This is a genomic window from Pseudoalteromonas sp. G5_S1_14_S5 (genome assembly GCF_054968605.1).
In genome coordinates, this window is the sequence record NZ_JBQKUM010000027.1 from 29,999 (window position 1) to 51,259 (window position 21,261).

23 protein-coding genes and 1 pseudogene are annotated in these 21,261 nt (G+C 43.5%); 16 read left to right on the forward strand and 8 right to left on the reverse strand.

What is annotated here, in order from left to right:
• Positions 1-55: 55 nt before the first annotated feature.
• Complete coding sequence (locus ACTRWI_RS10080) at positions 56-2,134, reverse strand: TonB-dependent receptor (protein WP_499131011.1); 2,079 nt, start codon at positions 2,132-2,134, stop codon at positions 56-58.
• Between the two features lie 448 nt (positions 2,135-2,582).
• On the opposite strand from ACTRWI_RS10080, the gene ACTRWI_RS10085 reads away from it, so the two are divergent.
• Complete coding sequence (locus tag ACTRWI_RS10085; protein ID WP_499131013.1) at positions 2,583-3,323, forward strand: NUDIX hydrolase; 741 nt, start codon at positions 2,583-2,585, stop codon at positions 3,321-3,323.
• Between the two features lie 21 nt (positions 3,324-3,344).
• Here the strand turns inward: ACTRWI_RS10085 and ACTRWI_RS10090 are convergent, their stop codons facing one another.
• A complete protein-coding gene (locus ACTRWI_RS10090) occupies positions 3,345-3,701 on the reverse strand; it encodes a LysE family transporter (protein WP_499131015.1) in 357 nt (118 codons plus the stop codon).
• Between the two features lie 174 nt (positions 3,702-3,875).
• On the opposite strand from ACTRWI_RS10090, the gene ACTRWI_RS10095 reads away from it, so the two are divergent.
• Genes ACTRWI_RS10095 through ACTRWI_RS10105 form a run of 3 tightly spaced genes read left to right on the forward strand, consistent with a single transcriptional unit; the run spans position 3,876 to position 4,734 of the window.
• Positions 3,876-4,085: a LysR family transcriptional regulator gene (locus ACTRWI_RS10095; RefSeq protein ID WP_499131052.1), complete on the forward strand. Its 210-nt coding sequence runs from the start codon at positions 3,876-3,878 to the stop codon at positions 4,083-4,085.
• A gap of 47 nt (positions 4,086-4,132) precedes the next feature.
• Positions 4,133-4,303 carry a hypothetical protein gene (locus tag ACTRWI_RS10100; protein WP_499131054.1) on the forward strand — a complete coding sequence of 57 codons (171 nt, stop codon included), beginning with the start codon at positions 4,133-4,135 and terminating at the stop codon, positions 4,301-4,303.
• A gap of 20 nt (positions 4,304-4,323) precedes the next feature.
• Positions 4,324-4,734: a type 2 periplasmic-binding domain-containing protein gene (locus ACTRWI_RS10105; RefSeq protein ID WP_499131056.1), complete on the forward strand. Its 411-nt coding sequence runs from the start codon at positions 4,324-4,326 to the stop codon at positions 4,732-4,734.
• Positions 4,735-4,807: 73 nt separating this feature from the next.
• Here ACTRWI_RS10105 and ACTRWI_RS10110 read toward each other — a convergent pair.
• A pseudogene (locus ACTRWI_RS10110) lies at positions 4,808-5,005 on the reverse strand (aldehyde dehydrogenase family protein); the annotation flags it as partial.
• A gap of 26 nt (positions 5,006-5,031) precedes the next feature.
• On the opposite strand from ACTRWI_RS10110, the gene ACTRWI_RS10115 reads away from it, so the two are divergent.
• From ACTRWI_RS10115 to ACTRWI_RS10125, 3 genes are all read left to right on the forward strand, one after another.
• Positions 5,032-5,091 (forward strand): helix-turn-helix domain-containing protein, encoded by a 60-nt coding sequence (locus ACTRWI_RS10115; protein WP_499131058.1) that lies wholly within the window; start codon positions 5,032-5,034, stop codon positions 5,089-5,091.
• A gap of 112 nt (positions 5,092-5,203) precedes the next feature.
• Entirely contained in the window at positions 5,204-6,697 is a 1,494-nt protein-coding gene (locus ACTRWI_RS10120) for a cryptochrome/deoxyribodipyrimidine photo-lyase family protein (RefSeq protein ID WP_499131017.1), read from the forward strand.
• Between the two features lie 378 nt (positions 6,698-7,075).
• Entirely contained in the window at positions 7,076-9,190 is a 2,115-nt protein-coding gene (locus tag ACTRWI_RS10125) for a methyl-accepting chemotaxis protein (protein WP_499131019.1), read from the forward strand.
• 99 nt (positions 9,191-9,289) lie between these two features.
• Here the strand turns inward: ACTRWI_RS10125 and ACTRWI_RS10130 are convergent, their stop codons facing one another.
• On the reverse strand, positions 9,290-10,123 hold the full coding sequence (locus tag ACTRWI_RS10130; protein WP_004737525.1) for a LysR family transcriptional regulator: 834 nt from the start codon (positions 10,121-10,123) through the stop codon (positions 9,290-9,292).
• 116 nt (positions 10,124-10,239) lie between these two features.
• On the opposite strand from ACTRWI_RS10130, the gene ACTRWI_RS10135 reads away from it, so the two are divergent.
• Positions 10,240-10,887 carry a glutathione S-transferase family protein gene (locus ACTRWI_RS10135; protein ID WP_499131024.1) on the forward strand — a complete coding sequence of 216 codons (648 nt, stop codon included), beginning with the start codon at positions 10,240-10,242 and terminating at the stop codon, positions 10,885-10,887.
• Positions 10,888-10,958: 71 nt separating this feature from the next.
• Here the strand turns inward: ACTRWI_RS10135 and ACTRWI_RS10140 are convergent, their stop codons facing one another.
• The 3 genes from ACTRWI_RS10140 to ACTRWI_RS10150 all read right to left on the reverse strand — a co-directional run bounded on the left by ACTRWI_RS10140 (position 10,959) and on the right by ACTRWI_RS10150 (position 12,562).
• On the reverse strand, positions 10,959-11,192 hold the full coding sequence (locus ACTRWI_RS10140) for a helix-turn-helix domain-containing protein (RefSeq protein ID WP_499131026.1): 234 nt from the start codon (positions 11,190-11,192) through the stop codon (positions 10,959-10,961).
• 10 nt (positions 11,193-11,202) lie between these two features.
• Entirely contained in the window at positions 11,203-11,751 is a 549-nt protein-coding gene (locus ACTRWI_RS10145; protein WP_004737522.1) for a DUF2975 domain-containing protein, read from the reverse strand.
• A 403-nt stretch (positions 11,752-12,154) separates the two neighbouring features.
• A complete protein-coding gene (locus tag ACTRWI_RS10150) occupies positions 12,155-12,562 on the reverse strand; it encodes a hypothetical protein (RefSeq protein ID WP_004737521.1) in 408 nt (135 codons plus the stop codon).
• A 923-nt stretch (positions 12,563-13,485) separates the two neighbouring features.
• Here ACTRWI_RS10150 and ACTRWI_RS10155 point away from each other — a divergent pair.
• From ACTRWI_RS10155 to ACTRWI_RS10165, 3 genes are all read left to right on the forward strand, one after another.
• Positions 13,486-14,151, forward strand: coding sequence for a flavin reductase family protein (locus tag ACTRWI_RS10155; protein WP_499131029.1), 666 nt, complete (start codon positions 13,486-13,488; stop codon positions 14,149-14,151).
• A gap of 135 nt (positions 14,152-14,286) precedes the next feature.
• Entirely contained in the window at positions 14,287-15,078 is a 792-nt protein-coding gene (locus ACTRWI_RS10160) for a CLCA_X family protein (protein ID WP_499131031.1), read from the forward strand.
• Between the two features lie 104 nt (positions 15,079-15,182).
• The gene (locus ACTRWI_RS10165) at positions 15,183-15,506 is read left to right on the forward strand and encodes a DUF4144 domain-containing protein (protein ID WP_105024145.1); all 324 of its coding nucleotides are present in this window, start codon (positions 15,183-15,185) and stop codon (positions 15,504-15,506) included.
• A gap of 107 nt (positions 15,507-15,613) precedes the next feature.
• Here the strand turns inward: ACTRWI_RS10165 and ACTRWI_RS10170 are convergent, their stop codons facing one another.
• Positions 15,614-16,942, reverse strand: a complete 1,329-nt coding sequence (locus ACTRWI_RS10170; protein WP_499131033.1) for an anaerobic C4-dicarboxylate transporter — start codon at positions 16,940-16,942, stop codon at positions 15,614-15,616.
• Positions 16,943-17,363: 421 nt separating this feature from the next.
• On the opposite strand from ACTRWI_RS10170, the gene ACTRWI_RS10175 reads away from it, so the two are divergent.
• From ACTRWI_RS10175 to ACTRWI_RS10195, 5 genes are all read left to right on the forward strand, one after another.
• Entirely contained in the window at positions 17,364-18,023 is a 660-nt protein-coding gene (locus tag ACTRWI_RS10175) for an HAD family hydrolase (protein ID WP_499131035.1), read from the forward strand.
• Positions 18,024-18,257: 234 nt separating this feature from the next.
• Positions 18,258-18,836: an HD domain-containing protein gene (locus ACTRWI_RS10180; protein ID WP_499131060.1), complete on the forward strand. Its 579-nt coding sequence runs from the start codon at positions 18,258-18,260 to the stop codon at positions 18,834-18,836.
• A 37-nt stretch (positions 18,837-18,873) separates the two neighbouring features.
• Complete coding sequence (locus ACTRWI_RS10185; RefSeq protein ID WP_499131037.1) at positions 18,874-19,389, forward strand: GNAT family N-acetyltransferase; 516 nt, start codon at positions 18,874-18,876, stop codon at positions 19,387-19,389.
• A gap of 116 nt (positions 19,390-19,505) precedes the next feature.
• Positions 19,506-20,192, forward strand: coding sequence for a DNA-3-methyladenine glycosylase I (locus ACTRWI_RS10190; RefSeq protein WP_499131039.1), 687 nt, complete (start codon positions 19,506-19,508; stop codon positions 20,190-20,192).
• A gap of 194 nt (positions 20,193-20,386) precedes the next feature.
• Positions 20,387-21,121, forward strand: a complete 735-nt coding sequence (locus tag ACTRWI_RS10195; RefSeq protein ID WP_499131041.1) for a GntR family transcriptional regulator — start codon at positions 20,387-20,389, stop codon at positions 21,119-21,121.
• Positions 21,122-21,261 lie beyond the last annotated feature (140 nt).

The following is a 21,261-nucleotide window of genomic DNA, read 5'->3' on the forward strand; positions in this document are numbered from 1 at the left end:
ACGAATAATTTGTAGTTATCCCCCTCAAACAGAGGGGGAGTATATTATTGGAGAACTACCATTTTAGATTGACAGTGGCACCAATTGTCGCTGGGTCACCAGAGCGGCCGTACCATTTTTCATTTGGCCCATCCCCCATAGGGAAGGCACGTGTCAGGTATTCTTTATCTAATGCATTTTTCGCCCAAAGAGTCAGGTCAATATTATCGCTTGTGTAACCACCTCTTAAATTCAGAACGCCATAAGCATCTTGTTTAGTCGTGTTAGCACTATCGAAATAAAAATCACCCGTTACGTTATAATCAGCGTAAATAAAGTAGTTTTCTAAGAAGTTATAATCCACACCTAGACTATAAGTATATTTAGGGGAGTTGGCTGGGCGATTACCACTATAATCATGTTGACCGGTGAAGCCACCATTCATGTCGTAATCCTTGCTAACAAAATTATCGAAGCTTGCATCATTAAACCCACCGTTAATCCAACTCGTTAAACCAGGCTGAATTAACCACGACAACTCAAATTCAGCGCCCTTACTAACGGTACCTCCTGCATTTTGGGTAAAGGACTTAGGGTAAATCTGCTGTTCAACTTGTTGATCTTTCCAATCAATCAAGAATACTGACGAATTAAAGCGAATACGATTATCTAACCATTCACTCTTCATTCCTAATTCATAGTTTATTGTGTATTCAGGATCATACTTTGGTGAAATAGTTGGCGGAGTTAGCATGTTAAACCCACCACTTTTATAACCGCGCGCGATGCTCGCAAACATCATAATGTCGGGGGTGGCGTAGTAATTTAGCCCAGCTTTAGGCAACCATTCATTGAAACTAGCTTCATCTGAGCCATTTGAGTTTGAAAATTGCGTATTCCAAAGGTCAAGATAATCAAACTTAACTTTCTGATAGTCATAACGTAAACCAGCAATCGCTTCCCATTTTTCAGAGAATCGATAGTTAATATTACCAAATACTGCGTAATTACTTACCTTTGATTTTGTTTTGGTTTTATTAAACATACCAAACTTTTTCATGCGCATATCAATGTCATTTTTGGCAGTTTCATCAAAGAAGTACAGACCACTCACCCAGCGAATGGCATCATTTTGATCAGAGCTCAATCGGAATTCTTGTGTCATGCGAGAGAAGTCTGAATCAATAAACAGTTCTTGGTCATCAACTTGAGTAAAGTCTAAATCTTGATTGTCAACTTTATCCTCTTTGGTATAAGCCGTAATAGACGTAAAATCGAAAGTATCTGCAGCATAATTTGCACGAATTGAACCAGTCAGGATATCGGCTTTCGCTTGCCCCTCTAAGTTGGAATAGACTTTATGGCTATCTTGATTAATCTGGTCTAGTGTAGCGAATGACATATTGCCATTGTTACGATTTTGGGCATCGACAGTAGCAATTACATCCCATGACTGATCAACGGGTACCCAACGAACTTTTAATCGACCATTAAAGTCTTTTACGTTATTAACGTCGTCTTTACCGTCAAAGTCCCTTGTAAAATAGCCGTCATCCGTCGAATATTGAATCGCAGTACGGTATGCCCACTCATCGCTATCTGCAATAGCACCGCCCGAAATAAGATTGCCCTTAATTTGGTTGTAACTTCCGTAGGTTAACCCGGCGCTACCTTCAGTGAAAAAGTCAGGATCCTTTGTATGGATGCTAATAACACCTGATGAAGCATTTCGTCCATATAGGGTACCCTGTGGCCCACGCAATACTTCAATACGTTCAACATCGAGTAATTCTGTGTCAAACGTTTGATACATGACACCATCAATTAAAAACAGTACAGATTGTGAGCCTTCCATAGTGGGGGTAATTCCTCTCATAGAAAGAAAACTCGCATCGGAAGGGTTACCCGCTTTAATCATGGAGACATTTGGGGTTCTTTTTACAATATCAAACGTGTTTTCGATACCAGCTCTTTCAACATCGTAATCCGATAACACCGAAATACTGATCGGGGACTTTTGTGATTCTTCGGCTACCTTTCCAGCCGTCACCACCATTACTTCTAATTTATCAGGGTCAACAGCTTCCCCTAAAACAGTAAAGGAACTTAATGATAAACACACACTAAATGCTAGCTTAGATACTTTTAACGCCATAGGTCCAACCTTTATCCATAAATAAGTAATATCTAATAAAAAACAAATGAATATAGTAGTAGTAATGCAAACGATTCTCATTTGGGTTGGGTATATTTCCTTGTATCGCGAATAAATGCAAATAACTAACATTTATAAAAAGAGGCTTACTTATTATATTTATATAAAACTCATTTAAATAAGGGGAAAATGCCATTTGCAGGCACAGTTTTTTAGTAGAAAAGGGATTTAAGGTTATTGATTGACTTCCTAAGCGATCGCTAAAATAAAAACTAAAGATAATTAATTTACTATTTTAATAATAACACTCAACCTATGATTGTGTTTACTAAGGCATGGGGTTACCTCTTACACCTCCTTTAATGATTGGAGTGTTATCGACACCTAAGATGATATAAGCTGACCAAATTCTCGACGTCTAACAAATCAAAACCATAAAGGATCATCTGTGGAATTTACGCTCGATAAATTTAATGGCATCATCATCAATCCAGCAACAGTCACATATGATGTTGACTCATTCCATGCTGAACTCAACAAGATCACCGAATTTTCAAAGCAAAACAACAAAGGCATCATTTGGATCAGTTTACCAATTGCATTATCACACCTTATCCCTGTAGCGACTGAACTTGGTTTTGTATTCCACAACTGCTTAGAAGACGAAATTACGCTGATTCACAAATCCGAGATTGTTGAATTTGTGCCTTTTATTCCCACTCACACCTTAGGTGCTGGCGCATTGATCACCAATGAACACAACCAAGTACTGATGATCAAAGAGCATGGTATGACGGGCTATAAATTACCTGGCGGCCACATTGAACTAGGCGAAAGTATTGAAGAGTCTGTGGTTAGAGAGACCATGGAAGAGACTGGCATCAAAGCAGAGTTTGTATCGGTAGTTGGCATGGCAACCCGCCATCCATATCAGTTTGGCAAATCAAACCTCTACTTTATTTGCCACCTTATCGCTCAAACTCAAGAGATTGCGATTCAAGACACGGATGAAATTGCAGAAGCTAAATGGGTGGATGTGGAAGAGTTCATCAACAACACTGAGAACTACCCTTTCAACCGTCAGATGGTTGCTTCTTTGGTCGGCAAGCAAGGTTTGGAACTGACTCAACTCGAAGGCAATTCTGGGCCTACGTACAAGCCTGAGATATTCTTTTCTAAAAGCGAATAATAAAAAGTTTGTTCGAGCAGTTTACACCATGAAAAAAGTGCCATTAATAGGCGCTTTCAAAGAGGCAATATCTGAGTTAAATAAATTAATATCCACCGTCTCGGCAAACTTCTTGATGCCTAAATAAATTAAGTAAAATGCCCCGACCCACTTTATAGCGATAAACGCAACCTCTGATTGTGCAAGAACAGCACCAAGCCCAACACCAACTATCGCAATATTGAACATGTTCCCAACTTGTAACCCAAGATTTGAAATCACGCTTCGGCGAAAGCCGTATTTCATTGTTATTGACATCATATTCACGGCCTCTGCACTAGGAGAAACAGCTAAAACAATGCACGCCATCAAAAACGCAAACCACAAATCAAAATTCATTTAAGCTTCCTTTTAAAGTGACATCGACTCTAGACTTAAGCCGCAGTTGTAGTTGTAGTCATTTTACTCACCACACAAAAGTAGAAAAACTAAGTTTGTATATATTCATTCGTAAGGGAACCTATAGATACTCGATTTCTTGAAAGCCTTGTCGCAGTCGTAGAGGAAGGGTCAATAGCCGCTGCAGCTCGTGCCCAAGGCATAACACTGGCAGCCATTAGTCAAAGGATTCAAACGTTAGAGGGCGAGTTTAATTGTAAGTTGTTTAGACGATCCGGAAGTACTGTTCAGGCCACACATGCCTGTTTGGCGGTTGTCCCAAAGCAAAATCGATTATCAGGGAGACTCGTGATCTTATTGAAGTTGCACAAGGGTCGGGATTAGATGGCACGTTAAGAGTAGGAGCTAACACAACGTCATTAACCGCGTTTATTCCATCGACTCTCAAGTCCATTCGCGAAGTTGCACCGCAGGCTAAATTTCATATCATTCCTGGGAATTCTATCGACTTAAATCGGAGCCTTATCAATGGCGACCTTGATGCCGCGATTATCGTGCACCTCCCTCAGCTATCCCAAAAACATTACGATGTAGAGAACTGAGAAATGAGCCTTTTGCATTAATTCATAGCAAAACGATTCAAGGGTATATTGCAAGTATACTGAAAAACAACGCTTATATTAGATATGACCCTACCTGTTGGGGCGGGCAGATGTCGGAACGATTCATGAACGACACGGGGGTGACTAAGAATACCATTTTTGACCTGGATTCCCTTGAGGCGATTGCTCAACTGGTGGTGGAAGAGGTTAGAGTATCAATTGTTCCAGTCTGGCCTGGTTTGGAACTCTTTGATGAACACATCACCATCACACCAATAACCAACAAGAAATACAGCCAGAAGATGGTATTACTGAGTGCATACCACCCTAGACAGCCCAAACTTCTCGAATTGTTTGTAAAACATTTAGGTGAACTCGACTCGATTACACTGCAAAAAAGTGAGTCAGAGCATTCTGGATCGGGGCAATAAAATGGGAATAAGCGCCGTTGATAGGGCGCTTTGTACTGAGTCCCAATAGTCCCCTGAATCCATTTTAGTGTAATCAGAAAAAGCCTGGCGGATTCGTATCGTAGCTGATCAGTAGGTTTTTGGTGTTTTGGTAATGATCGAGCATCATCTTATGTGTCTCACGACCAATGCCCGATTTCTTGTAACCACCAAGCGCTGCATGTGCTGGGTAAGCATGGTAACAGTTAACCCAGATACGGCCCGCTTCGATATTACGACCCATGCGATGAGCAAGGCAACATCAGCAAAACTTCACGCATACTTGGCATCAGCCGTAATACGATTTATCGAAAACTAAAAAGCTTAGGCATTCTCTAATAATGAACACTGTTGATCATAGCTAGCCCTTTCATTATCGAAAATAAAATTCACTTCGAGTGAGACATTTTGCCCTCTGACTCGTAATGCATCGAAACGAAAGAGGGCTCAAATGCAAACAATAAACGTAGTGTGGCTAAAGCGCGACTTAAGGCTCACCGACCATGCACCTTTACAACACGCTTTATCAGGTCAACACCCAACGATATTGCTCTACATTTTCGAACCAATGCTGCTAAACGATGCCCACTATTCTGAGCGACATTGGCGGTTTGTTTGGCAGTCTCTACAATGCATGAACCTGTCACTGAAGGCGTACGGACATCAGGTCTCAATACTTTATGGCAGTGCAATGGACTGCTTTGAAGCGATTCAATCTCGTTACCAAATAAAAAATGTCTTCTCTCACCAAGAGATAGGATTAAATTGCACTTTTGAGCGCGACATACAAGTCTCTGATTGGCTTAAAGAGCACGACATCCCATGGCAAGAGTTCGCACAAGGCGCTGTCTTGAGAGGATCGAAAGACAGAATCGGTTGGGACAAGCATTGGAACAGTGTCATGCGCGCCTCTATAGAAGAAAATCAATTAACTTCAGAATCTCTACATACCCTTAATGCTGATGAACTAGAACTCGCTATGGACCCCCCACAAGCATGGTTAAGCAAAGTTAACGGCATACAAACGGGTGGAAGTGCACTGGCATGGGCAACGTTACACGACTTCTTTGAGCGCCGTGGTCGAGATTACTACCGCAGTATCTCAAGCCCAGAAGCCTCGCGACATGCCTGTACACGTCTATCTCCATATTTAGCTTGGGGCAATATATCGCTGCGTGAGGTCTATCAGCACCTATTGGGACACTGGCAAGTCGCTGGGTTTCGTCGCAGCTTGATTGCGCTCTCTTCAAGGCTTCACTGGCATTGTCATTTCATGCAGAAATTTGAATCGGAATGCGCGATGGAATATCGCTGTATCAATCACGCCTATGAAGCGCTCTTACAAAAAGAAACGGTAAAAGATCCCACACATCTACAGGCATGGAAGATGGGGATGACAGGCGTGCCATTGGTCGATGCCTGTATGCGCTGCCTACATCATACGGGGTACATTAATTTCCGCATGCGCTCAATGCTGGTGAGCTTTCTCACTCACCATATGAACATGGACTGGCGTGATGGTGTCACACACTTGGCGCAAATGTTCCTCGATTTTGAACCCGGCATTCATTACCCACAGTTTCAAATGCAAGCCGGGGTAACAGGCATCAACACCATCCGAATTTACAACCCAACAAAGCAAGCCCAAGAGCACGACTCTGATGGGGACTTCATCCGAAAATGGGTTCCAGAGCTCTCAGATATACCCACTCCACTTCTATTTGAGCCTTGGAAAATGACGCCAATGGAAGTAATGATGCATGAGCTTGAACCAGATTCCCCTTACCTTAATCCAGTCGTCGATCTCGAAGTTAGCGCCAAGGAAGCACGCGTGCGTTTATGGTCATGGAGAAAGCTAACGGAAGTGAAACAAGAGCGAAGTCGTATCTTGTCACGCCACGTTAGGCCACCGAAGAAACAAAGCAATTCAACACGAGCGAGCTAAGACAACGAAGTCCCTCTTTTAATTACTTACAAAAAGAGGGGTAATTTGTTGGGTTAAAGAAAATTAATTGTGACCGTCGTCATATAATGAGTAATAGACTCGCGGTCACAAACTCGAAAAGAAAAATCGCTGTCTTAAGAAAACATTAAACTCTCCAAAGCATCATTAAAACTAATAAATACAGAAAGTTAGCAATTGCTAAATGATGATTTCCATGTCCATCTAAACGTTGCGAGCAAAGCCAAAATTGCACATAATGCAATCTTGTTTATATTTTTGATCTCCCTATTCTTTTTGTGTTCATTTTTTTGCATTTTCCGTTCACTTATCTTGTTTAAAATCTCTGCAAAACTACCACTATTTAGCTAGAGAGATCATATGTTTAACAGTATACGAACGCGAATTGCGGTAAGTGCAGGCGGGGCGATGGCTTTCACCCTCTTGATCGCAATGGGCATGACCACTAGCGCTTTTACTGATGTGAACAAACAAGTCACAGAGAAAGTAAAACTTCAGTTAACCGATGCTACGACAACCGATTTACAAAATACGGCACTTCAGCAAGGGTTAAACATTTCCAACCAACTTAACCCGGTACTAGCCAACTTAACACAAGCACGTTCAATCATTGAGTTGAGTTCAGAAACGGACGCTAGCGCAGACCTTATCGTTAAACAGTTTACTGCCGCGCTAGAAGCACAAAACAAAGCCGTATTTGCCGGCTACATGGTGTGGGAGAACAAGACTTGGCCACAACAAACCGATCTCAATGGCGAGATCAGCTTGGACAGCGAATTAGGCTTTAATAGTCAGGGCTATCTTGCCCCTTTCTTCTCTCCCAATGACCAAAACAGCTTTGATGCGGTCGCAATGGAGAGCTTCAGCAATACCGAGCTAAACAGCAATGGCGAACGCAAAGACGACTGGCACTTAATGCCTTATCAAACCGGTAAAACATTCGTAATGGAACCATACTTCTATCCGGTTCGTGGTAAGCAAGAACTTATTACTACTATCAGCCAACCAATCAAACAGAACGGTAAGATCATCGGCTCACTTGGCTTCGATTTGTCACTTCATGAACTGCAAAGCCAGAGTGAAGGTCTTGCTCGTCAGCTATTCGACGGACAAGGTAAAATTCTCATCACTTCATGGAAAGGTATTACTCTAGCCAATAGCAGTGCTGGAAACATGGTTGGTAAAAAAGTCTCACCAGAGCTAGAAAAAGAGTGGTCGCGCGTTCAGTCTATTGCTAAACAGTCTGGGGCTGGGTTGGTTACATTTGGCGGAGATGAGTACGCCATAACGGCTATCGAGACCAGCGACGCACCGTGGGTAGTCATGGTATCGATTCCCAGTAGTCACCTTACAAAAAGTGTCGACGAGTACACCCAGTGGAGTGATGAACAGAATTCGAAAGCGCTTGAAAAAGGTATATGGGCGGGGGTCGTCGCCGTTCTTCTAGGCATTATATCTATGGCATTGATCGCCAACTCTCTGGGGAAAGTTCTCAATAACTTGGTCGAGCGATTCAAAGATGCCGCACAAGGCGAAGGCGATTTAACCTACCGCATCGAAGTAAAAGGAAAAGATGAGACCGCGCAACTGGCTCACTGGTTTAACACCTTCCTATCTCGTATACAAGGGATGCTACTTACTGTGATGGCAACAGCAGACCAAGTCGATAAAAACGCGACTGAAGGTCAAGCCCGTGCAGAGGTTTCCCGTGACCAGTTGAATGCTCAGGTAAACGAAGTGAACTCACTCGCCACTGCAATCAATGAGATGAGTGCAACTGCGCAAGAAGTGGCGAACTCAGCCGTGCAAGCCGCTGCCGCAGCTAGCCAAGTACAAAGTAATAGCCTTAACGGCATGACACGTATGGACAATGCTGCCAGCGCGGTTGATAGCTTAGCAGTTCAGGTGAATGATGCGCAGCAACAAACGCAAAACTTAGTCGATTCGAGCACTGCGATTCAAGGCATTTTGAGCGAAATTGGTGGTATTGCAGAACAAACTAACTTGCTTGCTCTGAATGCTGCCATTGAAGCTGCACGCGCAGGCGAAGCAGGACGAGGCTTTGCCGTGGTGGCCGATGAAGTACGTAACCTAGCAAACCGTACCCAAGGTTCGACCGAAGAGATCCGTTCGATGCTAGCTCGCCTAGAGCAAGAGACCCAATCTATCGTGGTCTTGATGGAGCAAAGCCAAAAGCAAGCGAACGATACCAAAGGCGAAACTCAAGCCGCTCATTTAGCGCTGTCTGAGATTAACCAAGCCATTGAAGTCATCAACGACATGAACAATCAAATCGCTTCCGCCGCTGAAGAGCAAAGTTCAGTATCTGAAGAAATTAACCGTAATGTCGTCATCATTAACGACACCGCCGTGGAAGTGATGGACACCATGACATCATCGGTAGAAATCAGTAATGAACTGACAGTAAAAGCCGGAGATTTACACGGAGAACTGAGTAAATTTAAGCTCTCTTAATTCGCTCTCTTCCATAAAAACAAGGCCGAGAAACGTAATGTTCTCGGCCTTTCTATTTATTGTTCGCTCTCGAACTCAATGCATCTCACCGAGCAAGAGCTAATTAGAATCCAATTCAACCAGCTGATTGAGTACCTCTTTGTCCAATACTGGATGATGCTTACTCGCGAGCAACAGTACGATGTCTACCGCAGGTAACGGTGGCATGTCGTCGAGAATCTTCAAATCAGGCGTGACACTGAGCTTACCCATCGCACCAATTGCTAACCCCGCTTTGACGATTGCACGCTGCGCTGAAGCCGTATTACTACAAGCCAAAAGCTGGTATCGCGTGTCTTGTTTAGTTAAACCATTCACCGCCGCAGCATGATATTTACAATCCGTCTGGAACAGAGCAAGTGGGACAGGTTTAGAATCATCAAACACAAAATCAGGACTGCTTATCCAAACGCCCACATCATTGGTTAGCCAATATCCCTCTTCACTACCGGGAGCGCGGGTCACAATCGCAGCATCAAGCCGACCATCATCAAGCCACTCTCTAAGCGTAATGCTCGGCAAGCTAAATATCTGAATGGAGCACGTGGGTTCCGCGTTCTGCAACAGCTTAATCACGTTCGGCAAGATGCTGTCGTTATAGTCTTCAGGGCAACCTAATCGCAGAGGCTGTTTGTCTTCATAACGCTTCACTTGTTTCAATGCCGTATTGTGGAGTGCGACGAGCTGCTCAGCATGGGCACGCAATGCCAAGCCCGCTTCAGTCAAAACCAGGTTGCGCCCTTCCTTTTGAAACAGGGTGACGTTCAGTTCTTCCTCTAACTTACGCATCTGAGCACTAAAGGCCGATTGGGTGCGATTAATCTGCTTCGCAGCACGTGTAAAACTGCTGGTCTCCACAAACGCGAGAAAGCCTCGCAACGCATCAATATCCATATTGAAATCACCACCCATCGTTTTTATTAATGTATTGCATCAAAATTATCCGTTAGTGCGCCGTAATACAATCCCTTAAGCTCAAATGCATACCCACCAAACGCAAGGAAGCATTTATGCAGCTTTATATCGCTAATCAGAACTACTCCACTTGGTCACTGCGCGCATGGCTAATATTCACTCATTACAACCTCAACGCAGACGTCATCAAACTTAAGCTGTTCACCCCATATTTTTATGACACGTTAGCAAAAGTGACACCAACTGCAAAAGTGCCGACTCTGGTTGATGGTGACGTTGCAGTGTGGGATTCACTCGCCATTCTCGAATACGTTAATGATGCCTACCTAAACGGCACTGCCTGGCCAACATCCGTTGCAGAGCGCGCGTTAGCCCGAGCTATCTCGGCAGAAATGCATTCTGGTTTTTTCAACATCAGAAATGAATTACCAATGAACTGCCGAGCCAAAAGAAAGCTGGTTTTGAGTGAAGGTGCCCAGAAAGATATCGCTCGCATCGATGCCATTTGGTCTGAGCAAATGGAGCGATACCCAGAAGGCTGGTTATTTGGAGAATGGTCGATTGCCGATGCGATGTTTGCACCTGTAGCACTGCGAGTCGAAACCTACGGCATCAAGCTTTCGGATAAAGCCCAACAGTATCAACAACGTGTGTTGAATAGTCCGTCGATAAAGAAATGGTTGGCAGAGGCGAGTTTAGAAAAAGATATCGTTGAAGAAGACGAGGCTGGAGAGCCTGTTTAGTTTGGAGCGAATGAGTCTCGAATAATTTCGAGACTCATTGTTTTCATAAGGGAAGACGATTTACGAACTCGCTATTCGGCAGCTACGCTCTCTTGATGAAGGTTCGCTTCAAATTCCAATATGTCACCCGGTTGGCACTCTAACACTTCACACAACTTGTCTAGTGTCGATAACCTTACCGCTTTGGCCTTGCCATTCTTTAACACCGACAAGTTGGCTTCAGTAATACCTACCTCTTTTGCCAATGTCTTTAATCGCATTTTTCGCTTGGCCATCATAATGTCTAAATTAATGCGGATAGTCATGACAAGTCCTTTAAATCGTTTGGCTGTGCTCATCAGCCAGAATATAACCTTCTTTCATCACCCATGAGATGATTAAAATGATTATACCTACTATCAGGGTCAAAAAATCCATTCCCTCAAAACTAATCGCAAAGATGCGCTCTCCGGGTGGATTATTGAACGACAAAATCACTGACATCAATGAACCATAGACAACGGAGCCGAATACCCAATAGAACAAGCTATACCCGAGCTTCTGGTAAGACATTGCATTTTCTAGTGAAAAAATTTCGCCTCGTTCATAGTTACGGAATAAACGTATCAGAACCATTAGGGCATATATCAAGATGCTAGACATCGCTAAGCTTGTGAACGCAGCCACCATTCTTGTTGTCATAGTAAGCGGCAACATCGTGTAACTCCCGATGTCATAAGTGAGATAAAAAATACCTGTCGAACTTATAAAGTCATAGGGGGTTTCAACGGTCAACCAAAAGTAGCACACCATGATAGGAGTAAGTACAAGAAAGGACTGCAATAGCATGCGGACACGTCGGCTTTGTTTTTGGATGTTAGGCATAGTTAATGTTCCTGTTAAGTTGACAGGTTAAATACTAAAAGCAAATCAAACTCAGAGCAAGAAGGTGTTATTGTTTTACGATAATTTATTATCAAATAACAAAGTGTATAATTGGTGTTCTTAAACTTGCCTTGGAAGCCGAGGGCCCTAAAACAAACAAACATAAATCCAATAGTTCACCAAAAACACGATTTAGAGCACAACCAAAAAATAATAGGTGACTTATCTGATTAGCTAGCACTTTAATCACTTAAAATGGAAGTTGTATGTTGTGAAGCAAGATAAATTTAGAGGTAAACGTAGTCGGTCAGCTCGATAATATTCATCCTTGACAGGTTTTCTCAAGCGCACAACGAAAATGAGCCCGTTTAAAAGGCTCATTTAAGTACCTCTTGTTGTTTTATTATCTTCTTTTATTCTGCTCTACCAGCTTCTCATTCCATGCTGTATTGCCATCACGCTTAGAGACTTCATACTCCGCACAGAACTGGGATATGGTCATGTTGTTGTCGCCAGTGGCAAGCTTGAGAGCCAACTGAACTTGTTGCAGCTTGCTTTGCAGTCGCAAGATTTGACCAGCATTTGGGCTTTTCTCTTTGGCGTATTTTAAAGCCGCATGCTTACGTTCCGCCGCGCCAGCCCTACGATCCGCTTCTGATAACAGATACTTTAGCTGCGCAACACTTTTGCCCTTCTTAAAGGCAGGATCAAGCAGCTCAACGCACTCATCAAACGATGGATTAATAACGTATGGGTCTACTTTGTGTGCCTGTTGGCGCATCCACTCTAGTGCGAGTTTTTCATCTGACATAATCAAATCTTTTCCAAAGAAATAGTCCTATATGGTATCGCTCAATAGCGAATGGCTGCAATAGCAAATTAAATTATCTCAAGCCTTTAAACATATCGCTAAAGAAAGCATTGGTACCACACATCAAGAAGTACCCTCTCTCCAAATATTGGCGTTAGAAACTCAATATGGGCTAATCACACCGTTAAAAATCGCCAAACCAAATGCAAGAAAAATAAAATTAAAAACATTTAAATCAATAATTTATTGATATTAATCCGTGTAATTCAGCCGTCAAATTACACGATTTCTCTGCACTCTTTCATAGTTTTGTACATTGCTCATTCTAGACAATAAAACTGGCCTACTTTGTTTAGATGCATGGGTGGACATATAAATCAGAACAATGAGAAGAGAGGTAGATTCCTGCGCAGGATACTTAAAACTCGAGATGAACAAAATTAAGTACAAGATGGTCATCGAAGTAAAATCCGAACGGGAAAGCTTTTACCCGTTAGCCTTCCCTTCTGTAATTATCTTTGGCGGAGAGCAGAAGTACATGAAATCAATGAAGGCTTCGGTCAATGTTTCTTTATAAGAGCACAACGTTTTAGCCGAAACCATAGAGATGCCGCAAGCCTTATTGGAGTTCAGTGGGCCTTTCTATTGCGATACTTTGGATGATATTCAAATACATAACTTTAGATCGGTTTGAATACACAACAGGTGCTTCTAACAAAACAACAACGGAGTAGTACTTTCTTGGTGCTACTCCACAACTTAACGCCTTCCAATCAGTTACAGTAATCCCAAAAGACTCACCTTTCATGCAGACGTAATGGTAGCTCATGATACGGATAATTTTCCTGATCGATAAAAAGCCCATGTTCGTACATATTGGATCATAAACACAGATTCATTTAATCAAGTAGGAAGAGAAAGGTATGAAGGAAATCACCCTGTCAAAGAAGGATCTTCAAGCCATGGAGCAGCGAGAGCGCACTCGTCTAGTCAACTCATTGTCAGGATTCAAGAGTGCGAATTTGATTGGCAGCTGTGACAGTCAAGGAGCAGCAAACTTGGCTGTGATAAGCTCGGTGGTACATTTAGGCTCTCACCCTCCACTATTTGGTTTTATTGTCCGCCCGTGTAAAAGACGCCGCCACACCTTGGACAACATTCTCGAGACCAAACACTTCACAATCAACAGTATTGGCGCTGATTTTTTCAAGAAAGCTCACCAAACCTCTGCACGATATCCTAAAGAAGTATCTGAGTTCGAGTCGGTCGGCCTGACACCTTATTATGACGATGACTTCTCAGCACCGTTTGTATTAGAAAGCGCTTTGAAAATTGGGTTGGAATTGAAAGAACATATTCAGATAGAGAGCAATCACACCCAAATGTTGATTGGCGAAGTCGTCACGCTTCACGCCCCAAAAAACGCCTTTATGCCCGATGGATACTTGGATTTGGAGGCTTTAGACACAGTCACCATATCGGGGTTAGACAGCTATCATGTAACCCAAAGACTACAACGACTAAGTTACGCCAAACCCGATGAACCTTTATTTCCACTCACCCGCGAAGGCGATCCCACCTCATGGTAGGCTCTTCAACCTAACCCAAAGTCATTTTATTCAGAAATTGGCGACGAAAAGTGGTAACTTCCTCGGCTTAGGTTTATAAGGCACTAAGCCGTACCTGACAGTATTTACGTTATACACTCATTTCTAAGGACTACTTTGAAGTTAACCCACTTTAAGTACAAAACCCGCAGAGGCCCAGACTACCGACACGGCGATCAGGTGTCTTTCATGGACATTAAACAGACTTTCGGTATGGGCAGTATTCGTGTGGGCGCTTGGGTAACTAAAGAGGAGAAGGACTTAGCTGCGAACTTGATATTCGATTCTTTAGCAGACCTGGCTTATATTTTGGCTCTGCCACCTGAAGCGATAGGCTTGCGTGGCACACTAGGACTGGCATTTGGCAGTGGTGGCAGAAAAGGCGTGCAAGCGCATTACGCACCCAACCAGCGTGAATTAGCACTCGCGAAAAACGCAGGTGCTGGTGCGCTGGCCCACGAGTTTTGGCATGCATTTGATCACTACATCGCTGAAAAGGCGTTTGAGATTGGCGATACTTCAGGGCCTCGTAAACACATCATGTTTGCCAGCGATTGTTGGCTATACGACAGAAAGGTGCGACCCCATCCATTAAACGAGAGTCTGATGTCGCTGTTCGATGCCACGCTACTCAGCGAAAATCACTTGGATAAACACGATTACGTTGCCCGAAGTGTCATAGCCGACAAAGCGACGTCAGCTCGTTACTTCTCCTTACCAACAGAGATGATGGCGCGTGCTTTTGAGTCTGCCATTGAATCTTGCTCAGATATCGAAAACTCGTACCTAGTCGATGGCACAACAAAGCCGGATATGTTCCCCCTCTATCCAGACCTCGCGCATAGAAAGGAAATCTACAACGCGATACAAGGCTATTTTGCACCGCTAGGCCGCTCTTTGAGCACTTAGCTCTTTAAGTAAGTAACGTTTAGGACAGCTAGATCAATAGATGATCCAAGGCTCAAAACTGTTTATAGTCGATACACTTCAACATATATAATTCAGAGGCTGAAATGATCCATTGGCCATCTTTAGTAAAACTCGACGGCGATGATGAACTGATTTACGTCGCATCCGAGAGTGACTTTCAAGCAGAATGCTCAGACATGATCTTGGGCGAAGATGATTACCTCATTGATTCTGAAGGTAACAGCTATTCACTTAAATCCAACTCAAATAAACTATCTCTCACCAAACGACCTGAGCAATATTCGATTGAAAGCGTGACCAAACTGATTCGCAATCATGAGTTCCAGAAAGCCGAAGTGTGCCTAATGAAAATTCACTTCCCAACTATTGAAGAAGCGATTGAGTCGCTCGCTTTTGAAGCCCATTAATATCGACTCAGAAAGTCAGTGCTTCAATTATCCCAAAACAAAAACAGCGCCAATTCAGGCGCTGTTTTTCGTTGTCGTCTTGGCTATTTCAACAAGAGCTAATTACACTAAGCGATAAAAATCTGTGCTAGTGCGTAGCCTAAACAACATGCACCTACGACACCGATTAAACCCACCGACATGAATGAGTGGTTGAAGTACCACTTGCCAATCTTAGTTGTGCCAGAGACATCGAAGTTCACCGTTGCGATATCTGATGGGTAGTTCGGGATGAAGAAGTAGCCGTAAACCGCTGGCATCAAGCCGATAAGCAGCGCTGGGTCTAACCCTAGGCCAAGACCAACAGGCAACATCATACGTGCCGTTGCCGCTTGCGAGTTCACAACAACCGATACGATGAATAGTGCTAGTGCGAACGTCCAAGGGTAGTTAGTGACCATTTCAACGATGCCAGATTTGAACTGAGGCATTGCGTATTGGAAATAGGTATCTGACATCCAAGCGATACCGAAGATAGCAATCGCCGCCACCATACCCGATTTAAATACCACACCATTTGGCACGTCACGTGGGTCAGTTTTGGTTGCCAGTAAAATGATACCGCCGAAGCAGAGCATCATCATTTGGATGATGACCGACATCTTGATTGGCTTGTCGCCGTCTACAATGGTTCTGATCTCAGGCACCATCGCCACAATGACGATCACGACAATAGAAAGTAGGAAAATTAATACTGCGTTACGAGCCGAAGTAGGTAGCACCTCATCTAAAGATGTTGCTGTGGTGCTATCAATGCGCTTTTTCCACTCAGGATCTTTTAAACGCTCTTGGTACTCAGGATCGTCATTCAGTTCTTTACCGCGCTTTAGGCTATATAGAGAAAGCAGAAAAGTACCGAATAGCGTTGCAGGCACCGTCACCAATAGAATCGAAAGCAAAGTGATAGAGTGTTGAATATCCGATAGCTGCGCCAAGTAATAAACCACGGCTGCCGAGATTGGCGATGCTGTGATCGCTAGTTGAGATGCAACAGAAGCTGCTGCCATCGGGCGCTCAGGACGAATCCCGTTCTTCAATGCCACATCACCAATGATAGGCATGATTGAATAAACCGCGTGGCCAGTCCCCAACAGGAACGTCATCGAATAGGTAACGAATGGGGCTATCATTGTGACGCGTTTCGGGTTCTTTCTCAGTACCCTCTCCGCGACTTGTAACATGTACTTCAGGCCACCAGCCGCTTCAAGGATCGACGCACAAGTCACGACCGCGAGAATAATCAGCATCACAGTGACCGGTGGCGATGTTGGGGGCATCTTGAAGATAAAGACCTCAATCACCAAACCAATGCCCGAAACAACCCCTAAACCAATACCGCCATAACGAGAACCGATATAAAGGACAATAAGCAAAAATAGAAACTCAAAATACAACATAAGCAACCCTGCTAAAATGTGGACTAGAGTTATTCTGTCTTTATGCTCAATGCGTTACTTATTGGTAGATCACACAATCATTGAGCGTTTTAATGGATTGTTTTTTATAAGATTATGGTCACGATAACAGACCAATAAGTATCAAGAATGTAATTTTTCGTTCGAGCATAGCCGCTAGATTGTTATGCATTCTGATGTTCATTGTTTCTGTTAGAACATCGAAATATATAAAATTAACCTATAAGATCTTTTGGCTATTAAAACAACAAGATGCATATCACCTTGATCGTAAAAAAACCAAACTCTGAGTACTGCTTGCAATAAAACTTCTCGTTTTTTCACAAAGCTTTGACTCGCCTATACCTAGTGGCTATGTAAAAATACTCACCCTTATGACCACAACACATAAAGAACCACGGATATGAAATTCCAAGCAGCTATTTTTGATATGGATGGCCTACTCCTTGATACTGAGCGCCTGTGTATGCAGATATTTGAAGAAGCATGTCACGCGCAGGGTGTCCCTTTTTTAAAGGACGTTTACTTAGGCATCATCGGCTGTAACGCAAAAACTATCGAACAGATCTTTAGAAATGGTTATGGCGAAGATCTTGATTATCCGGCTCTAAATAATGAATGGCGTACACGCTATAGCGCAATTGTTAAGAACCAAGCGATTCCGGTCAAAGATGGCGTGATAGAGCTGCTGGAATGGCTAAAGTCGAACGACATTCCAATCGCAGTGGCAACCTCAACTCAGCTAGATATCGCAAAGAAGAAGCTTGAGTTAGCAGGCCTAGATTCTTACTTAACTTCACTAAGCACAGGCTGCGAAGTCACTAATGGTAAACCTCACCCAGAGATCTACTTATTGGCGGCCGAACGCCTAGGTGTTGCACCTGAAACTTGCTTGGCGTTTGAAGATTCAAACAACGGTATTCGAGCATCAATGGCTGCCAATATGATCAGCTTCCAAATCCCTGATTTAGTAGAGCCATGTGATGAAGTAAAAGCGCTTGGGCATACCATCAGCCCTTCTCTGCATGATGTATTAACACAGCTTCAACAAGCTGCCGCTTAAGCTCTCACTACCTTTGATAATGCTTTTATCAACGTAGACAAGCCTCTCTATCAAGCCGACTCACAGAGTCGGTGTTTTTGTTGGTATAGTTTTTATAAAAGATAAAAACTCGCGCTTGAAGCTGTTACAGTCGATTTGAAATAAATGTTAGGTATTAAGCAACATCAGTAACGGAGACAGAGCCGCGTGAAGGAAAAGTTTGAAGACCAACTGCTTGATTTTGCAAAGCAAGAAATGACACAAGATGCAGCGCACGATATCAGCCACATTAAGCGTGTCGTTAAAACTGCAAAGGCATTGTGTGCTCAAGAACAAGCTAAGCTTGAAGTCGTGTTACCTGCGGCTTATCTTCATGATTGCTTTACCTTTCCTAAGAACCATCCAGACAAAGCTCAAAGCTCGAAAATGGCAGCAGACAAGGCGATCGCTTTCCTTAAGTCTATCAATTACCCCGCAACCTATCTTGATGAGATCCATCATGCCATTGTCACCCACAGCTATAGCGCCAACATCACACCGGAAACCTTAGAAGCGCAAATCGTCCAAGATGCAGATCGCCTTGATTCTCTCGGTGCAATTGGTATTGCTCGCTGCCTGTACGTGGGTCAAAGCTTTAACGCTGAACTTTACAACCACGAAGACCCATTCGCGACTCAACGTGACTTAGATGACAAGCATTACAGCGTCGATCACTTCTACGTGAAGCTGTTTAAGCTCGCTAAAACCATGAATACCGAATCCGCCAAGTTAGAAGCTAACAAGCGCACCGACTACATGCGCGGCTTTCTTGCTCAGTTAGGTGCGGAAGTTTAGCGGTTTAGGAAAACACCACTCGACAAGGAGAAAAGATATGGAAATAAACCGCTTTAAGGCATCCGACGCCGACGAAATCGTCACTTGGTTCACATCGCTCGAAGACTACGTGCTTTGGGGAGGGCGAACCTTTGGTTGGCCATTTGAAGCCGAATCGATTATCAAACGCTCTCAAGAGCCTCAAGTTGAGCTTTATACCTTCTCTGAATCCAGTGCTCTCTCTGAACCGAGTTCAAACAGTAATCACACTAAACTGATCGGGTTTATGGAGTTTCAACGTATGTCAGACAATGAACTTCGCTTCTGCCGAGTCGCCATTCATCCAAATCAGCGTGGCAAAGGATTTGGACAGTCCATGATAGAAAGTGCATTAGACGCTGCGAAACAAATCCCAGATGTCACCACCATCAGCTTAGCGGTCTTTCAGCAAAATATCGGAGCAAAACGTTGCTACGACAAAGCGGGCTTTCAAGTGGTCGACAAAGAACCAAAATGCAAAGAATTCAATGGCAACACCTGGCCTCTGTATCAAATGGAATTAAAGCTCAGCTAGCGTGTTTTACTCGGCTTGTTCGTTTTAATTAACAGACTTACTTTAATTAACAGAATCGTTTTAATTGCCAGATTCGACCCTATATCTTAGAAAATCGTATTAATTTGGAACCTTCCATGACCCAAGAAAAATTCGACACCATTTACCAACGAGCAGCTCACCGTAAAGGCGGGGTAACAGAACTCGAAAAGATTGTTCGTGCACCTCTTTCACAAGACGATTTATCAAAAATCACCGATGACCGTTGGCTGGCAGCCTTCACACAAAAGATATTCCAGTGTGGTATTTCATGGGGTGTAGTGAGGAAGAAATGGCCGCAATTTGAAGAAGTGTTCTTTGAGTTCGACATCGAAAAAATGCTAATGCTGCCAAATGAAATGTGGGAGCACAAAGCGCAAGACCCGCGTATTATTCGTCACCTCACCAAAGTAATGACGATTCCTGCTAATGCCATGATGATCCGCAATGCCAAACGTGAAGCGGATTCTTTCTCTCAAATGGTAGCCGACTGGCCTTCAGAACGGATTACAGAGCTGTGGGATTACCTAAAGAAACACGGCAAGCGATTGGGCGGAAATACAGGTGCCTACACCCTACGCCAAATGGGTAAAGACACCTTTATCCTCTCTTCTGACGTTGAAGCGCACCTGAGAAGTACAGATGTAATCGACAGTGGACGTAACACCAAGCGAGCCCAAGTTGCGGCAAGTAAAGCATTCAATGAATGGCAGCAGCAATCAGGTCGTAGCCTGAGCGAAATTAGCCAGATCGTTGCGTACAGTTGTGGTGATAATCGCGTCTAGTTTTAAGAAGAATGGCTTAAACCTTCAAATTGCACACAGTTCTCTGCAAACTAAATGTTATAAGCCATTAACAAATAAGCGCGCATCGCACTTTCATCCGGTGGCATTGTATAGATAAATGTATACAATATAGAATAATACTCATGAATTACTCTCGACCAACTCGACTCGACTAAACAAGGGCCCTTATCTCTATGACAGCTCTCAAAAACTCTGTCTCCAAAGGTGTAAAAACAAAAGTAACAGGCCAGACTCAAGACGATGTTGTTTACTGCCATATCTTCGACGCAATATTAGAACAAAGGCTGCCACCAGCCACAAAATTAAGCGAAGAAGCCCTAGCAGAAATCTTCGGAGTTAGCCGCACAATCATCCGCCGCGCCTTGCTTCGCCTCTCTTTAGAGCAAGTTGTGGTGATCCGTCCTAACCGAGGTGCCATGATTGCTGCACCAACAGTAGATGAAGCTAAACAGATCTTTAAAGCGCGCGAAGTCATGGAGCTTGCTATCATAGAGCTTGCCGTTAAACACGCGACTAAAGCTCAGATCGATGAGTGCAGAAAGCTGGTTGCGAAAGAGAACTGCGCCTTTGAACAAGACGATTATGGTTCCGGATTGCGACTGTCCGGTGAGTTCCATATCAAACTTGCTGAAATGGCAGAAAACGCACCACTGCTCGCTTTCCAACGCAGCTTAGTCTCACAAACGTCCCTGTTGATCGCTCAATACGAAACCGGTAACCACTCAAACTGCTCTCAAGACGAGCACGAACAGTTACTTGATGCTATTGAGTCCGGCGATGAAGAACAGGCGGTTGACTTAATGAAAGAACACCTAAGCCACATCCGATCTAAGCTCAACCTAGACAGCAGCACCGCATCAAGCGACTTGCACGTTGTGTTCTCTGATTTACTTAAGAACAAATCATAACGAGCTAACCATTCCGATCCAGCTCTAACAACTTTCTGTTAACAACTTTTTGTTAACAAGATGGGAGAGAAGTAAGCCTCTGTGTTTACTTCTCTTTTTTGTGCCCTCTACAAAATGCTAAACACAAAGATCGGTTCATT

Coding starts and splice junctions, on each gene's coding strand:
- ACTRWI_RS10090 (WP_499131015.1), bottom strand. CDS start 3,701: ATGAATTTTGATTTGTGGTTTGCGTTTTTGATGGCGTGCATTGTTTTA.
- ACTRWI_RS10175 (WP_499131035.1), top strand. CDS start 17,364: ATGAAATTCCAAGCAGCTATTTTTGATATGGATGGCCTACTCCTTGAT.
- ACTRWI_RS10185 (WP_499131037.1), top strand. CDS start 18,874: ATGGAAATAAACCGCTTTAAGGCATCCGACGCCGACGAAATCGTCACT.
- ACTRWI_RS10125 (WP_499131019.1), top strand. CDS start 7,076: ATGTTTAACAGTATACGAACGCGAATTGCGGTAAGTGCAGGCGGGGCG.
- ACTRWI_RS10190 (WP_499131039.1), top strand. CDS start 19,506: ATGACCCAAGAAAAATTCGACACCATTTACCAACGAGCAGCTCACCGT.
- ACTRWI_RS10130 (WP_004737525.1), bottom strand. CDS start 10,123: ATGGATATTGATGCGTTGCGAGGCTTTCTCGCGTTTGTGGAGACCAGC.
- ACTRWI_RS10135 (WP_499131024.1), top strand. CDS start 10,240: ATGCAGCTTTATATCGCTAATCAGAACTACTCCACTTGGTCACTGCGC.
- ACTRWI_RS10155 (WP_499131029.1), top strand. CDS start 13,486: ATGAAGGAAATCACCCTGTCAAAGAAGGATCTTCAAGCCATGGAGCAG.
- ACTRWI_RS10150 (WP_004737521.1), bottom strand. CDS start 12,562: ATGTCAGATGAAAAACTCGCACTAGAGTGGATGCGCCAACAGGCACAC.
- ACTRWI_RS10180 (WP_499131060.1), top strand. CDS start 18,258: ATGACACAAGATGCAGCGCACGATATCAGCCACATTAAGCGTGTCGTT.
- ACTRWI_RS10140 (WP_499131026.1), bottom strand. CDS start 11,192: ATGACTATCCGCATTAATTTAGACATTATGATGGCCAAGCGAAAAATG.
- ACTRWI_RS10120 (WP_499131017.1), top strand. CDS start 5,204: ATGCAAACAATAAACGTAGTGTGGCTAAAGCGCGACTTAAGGCTCACC.
- ACTRWI_RS10195 (WP_499131041.1), top strand. CDS start 20,387: ATGACAGCTCTCAAAAACTCTGTCTCCAAAGGTGTAAAAACAAAAGTA.
- ACTRWI_RS10170 (WP_499131033.1), bottom strand. CDS start 16,942: ATGTTGTATTTTGAGTTTCTATTTTTGCTTATTGTCCTTTATATCGGT.
- ACTRWI_RS10165 (WP_105024145.1), top strand. CDS start 15,183: ATGATCCATTGGCCATCTTTAGTAAAACTCGACGGCGATGATGAACTG.
- ACTRWI_RS10080 (WP_499131011.1), bottom strand. CDS start 2,134: ATGGCGTTAAAAGTATCTAAGCTAGCATTTAGTGTGTGTTTATCATTA.
- ACTRWI_RS10145 (WP_004737522.1), bottom strand. CDS start 11,751: ATGCCTAACATCCAAAAACAAAGCCGACGTGTCCGCATGCTATTGCAG.